The organism is Saccharopolyspora sp. 7B (assembly GCF_020177435.1).
Lineage (GTDB): Bacteria > Actinomycetota > Actinomycetes > Mycobacteriales > Pseudonocardiaceae > Saccharopolyspora_C > Saccharopolyspora_C gregorii.
Genome location: NZ_JAIUKC010000257.1, coordinates 1 through 2,975, shown reverse-complemented (window position 1 = coordinate 2,975; position 2,975 = coordinate 1). Strand labels below are relative to the sequence as shown.

The 2,975-nt window shown below is 73.0% G+C and carries 3 protein-coding genes; 2 read left to right on the top strand and 1 reads right to left on the bottom strand.

Going from position 1 to position 2,975, the window contains the following annotated elements:
* The first annotated feature begins 231 nt into the window (after positions 1-231).
* Positions 232-1,452, top strand: a complete 1,221-nt coding sequence (locus LCD33_RS28280; RefSeq protein WP_224968463.1) for an acyl-CoA dehydrogenase family protein — start codon at positions 232-234, stop codon at positions 1,450-1,452.
* Positions 1,453-1,537: 85 nt separating this feature from the next.
* Here LCD33_RS28280 and LCD33_RS28275 read toward each other — a convergent pair whose 3' ends face one another.
* Positions 1,538-2,077 (bottom strand): DUF4232 domain-containing protein, encoded by a 540-nt coding sequence (locus LCD33_RS28275; RefSeq protein ID WP_224960511.1) that lies wholly within the window; start codon positions 2,075-2,077, stop codon positions 1,538-1,540.
* A gap of 485 nt (positions 2,078-2,562) precedes the next feature.
* On the opposite strand from LCD33_RS28275, the gene LCD33_RS28270 reads away from it, so the two are divergent.
* Complete coding sequence (locus tag LCD33_RS28270; RefSeq protein WP_224960509.1) at positions 2,563-2,769, top strand: hypothetical protein; 207 nt, start codon at positions 2,563-2,565, stop codon at positions 2,767-2,769.
* Positions 2,770-2,975 lie beyond the last annotated feature (206 nt).

Here is a 2,975-nt window from a genome sequence, read left to right as displayed (position 1 = left end):
CGCCATTTGGTCGGGCCGGGGGCGGGGGGGGGGCCCCGGGGGGCCCCCCCCCCCACCCCCCCCCCCCCCCCCCCCCCGGGGGCCCCGGGCCCCGGGGGGGGGGCGCGCGCGGGGGGCGCCGTTCCCCGGACTCGGCGCACCGCTTCTGAGAACCTGAACGCTCGGGAACCGGAACGCTCCGCACCCGTTTCGCAACGCACCACGCACTCCGCCACGAACCGAAGGATTTCGATGAGCTTCTCCCTGGAACTGAGCGAGGAACACCGCGACCTGCGCGATTGGGTGCACGGCTTCGCCGAGAAGGTCATCCGCCCTGCCGCGGCGGAGTGGGACGAGCGGGAAGAGACCCCCTGGCCGATCATCCAGGAGGCCGCGAAGGTCGGCCTGTACGGCTTCGAGACCGTCGCGACGTTCTGGGCCGACGACACCGGCCTGTCGCTGCCCATCGCCAACGAAGAGCTGTTCTGGGGCGACGGCGGCATCGGCATGGCGATCTTCGGCACCACGCTGGCGGTCGCGGGCATCTTCGCCGCGGGCACCCCGGACCAGATGGCCGAGTGGGTGCCGCAGTGCTACGGCGACGAGGACGACCCGAAGGTCGCCGCGTTCTGCTCCTCCGAACCCGCCGCGGGCTCCGACGTCTCGGCGATGCGCACCCGCGCCGTCTACGACGAGGCCACCGACGAGTGGGTGCTCAACGGGCAGAAGGCGTGGGCCACCAACGGCGGCATCGCGAACGTGCACGTCGTGCAGGCGGTCGTGGACTCCTCGCTCGGTTCCCGCGGGCAGGCGGCGTTCGTCGTCCCGCCCGGTACCAAGGGCCTGGAGTCCCCCAGCAAGATCAAGAAGCACGGGTTGCGCGCCTCGCACACCGCGGACGTGTTCCTGGACGACGTGCGGGTCCCCGGCAGCTGCCTGCTCGGCGGCAAGGAGAAGCTGGACGAGAAGCTCGCCCGCGCTCGCGAGGGCGGCAAGGGCTCGAAGGCCGGCGGCCAGGCCGCGATGAAGACGTTCGAGCTCTCCCGCCCCACCGTCGGCTCCCAGGCCATCGGCATCGCCCGCGCCGCCTACGAGCACGCGCTGGAGTACGCCAAGGAGCGCGAGACCTTCGGCCGCCCGATCATCGACAACCAGTCGATCGCGTTCACCCTCGCCGACATGCGCATGGAGATCGACGCGGCGCGGCTGCTGGTGTGGCGCGCGGCCTGGATGGGCCGCAACGACGAGCCGTTCACCGCCGGTGAGGGCTCCATGTCCAAGCTCAAGGCCGGCCGGGTCGCCACCTGGGCGACCGAGCGCGCCATCCAGATCCTCGGCGGCAACGGCTACACCCGCGAGTTCCCGGTGGAGCGCCTGCACCGCGACGCGAAGATCTACGACATCTTCGAGGGCACCGAGCAGATCCAGCAGCTCGTGGTCTCCCGCGCCATCTCCGGCCGCCACATCCAGTGATCCGCTGATCCGAAGCTCGGGCGGAAGCCCCTGGCGCCGACGGTGCCGGGGGCTTCGGCGCGTCCGGCCCGCGGGCGCGCCGCGATCAGGGCTGGGGCAGCGGAGCGAGGTCGGTGACGGTGACCGGGCCGGGGACGGTGGCGCCGTTCCACGGGACGGTCACGCTGTACGGGCTGACCGGGCCGGGGAAGGAGATCTCCAGGGCGCCGGGCACGGACCCGGGGATGCTGTTGCCGGTGTTCGGGTCGGTCACCTGGTAGCTGAACGCGGCCGAGACGGGGTGGGCCTCGTCGACGCGGTGCACCTCGGGCGTCCCCTCGGGGTACCGGGTGGGGATCTGCGCGGAGTCGCCCTGCACGTCCAGGAAGTTCAGGCCGGGGGCGCCGCCGAGCAGGCAGCTCTCGCCGGGCTTCGCGGTGAACCGGACGTCGGCGCCCTCGTGCATCATCGCGTGGTTCAGCGGGCCGACGGTGACGTCGACCTGCTCCGGGGTGCAGTACTCGTCGTAGTCGGGGTGGTCGTGCGGCATGGCCTGGGCGGTGCCCGCGAGCGCGATCCCGGCGAGCAGCGCGGACCCGGCGATGGCGGCGGTCTTGGTGTGCTTGGTGCGGAACACTGGACTCATCTCCCCGGTGCGGCCGTGCGGTCCCCCCGCCGGGAACCGCGACCTTCACGGCCACACGTTCGAGTGATGTTCGAGCGGCCCCCGACGTTGACTCGGAGTGAGCTGAATCACTGCATTCGCTCGCAAGATCCGGCTTCCGCCTGTTGACCCGGGGTCCGCGGGGCCTCCCGACCGAGGTTGCCGGGGCGTGGCGAACACCACTCGGGGAATGCTCGTCCCGGGGCCGATGTTGGAATGTGGGAGGGAAAGTTCCAGGGGCGTGCATCCTCGTGAGTGCTGCGAGGCATCATGTACTCGCCCGAAGGAATGAACATCAGCGGTCGGCGCGAGGCGAACGGTCTAGTTCGCGTTTGATCGGCACGGTGAGCGCGTGGGCTCACCGGTGCCATCGGCTGGGAGAGCCGGTCGCGCCACGAGTCCGGTGCCAGCGGTGCCGGCTCGACCTCAGCAACACGGCTTCGAGAACGAAACGGGAGGGCGAAGCGGTGAACAAGCCCGATCCAGGAACGCCGATCTTCGGCGAGCTGAACAACGAGCTCGGCGGTCTGCCGGACATCGACGTGCACGAGTTCGACTCGCACAGCTTCGACTTCGGCGGCGGGTCCGCCGAGTCCGACGGCGCGGCCCGGCAGAACGCGGCCGCGAACGGGGGCGGTGCCCGCTCCGGCGGCCGCCGCCGCAAGGAGGACTGAGCGCCGGGGCGGGAACTCCCGCACCGCGCACGAACGGCCGGGGGGGGCGCGCCCCCCCCCCCGGGGGGGCCGGGGGGGCCGCCCCCCCCGGGCGCCCCCCGCGGGGCGGGGGGGCCGCCCCCCCCCGCCCCCCCCCCGCGCCGCGGCGCCCCCGCCCAGTAGCCCGAGCCCGCCGGTCATCCCGGGGTCACCCCCCCCGCGCCGCT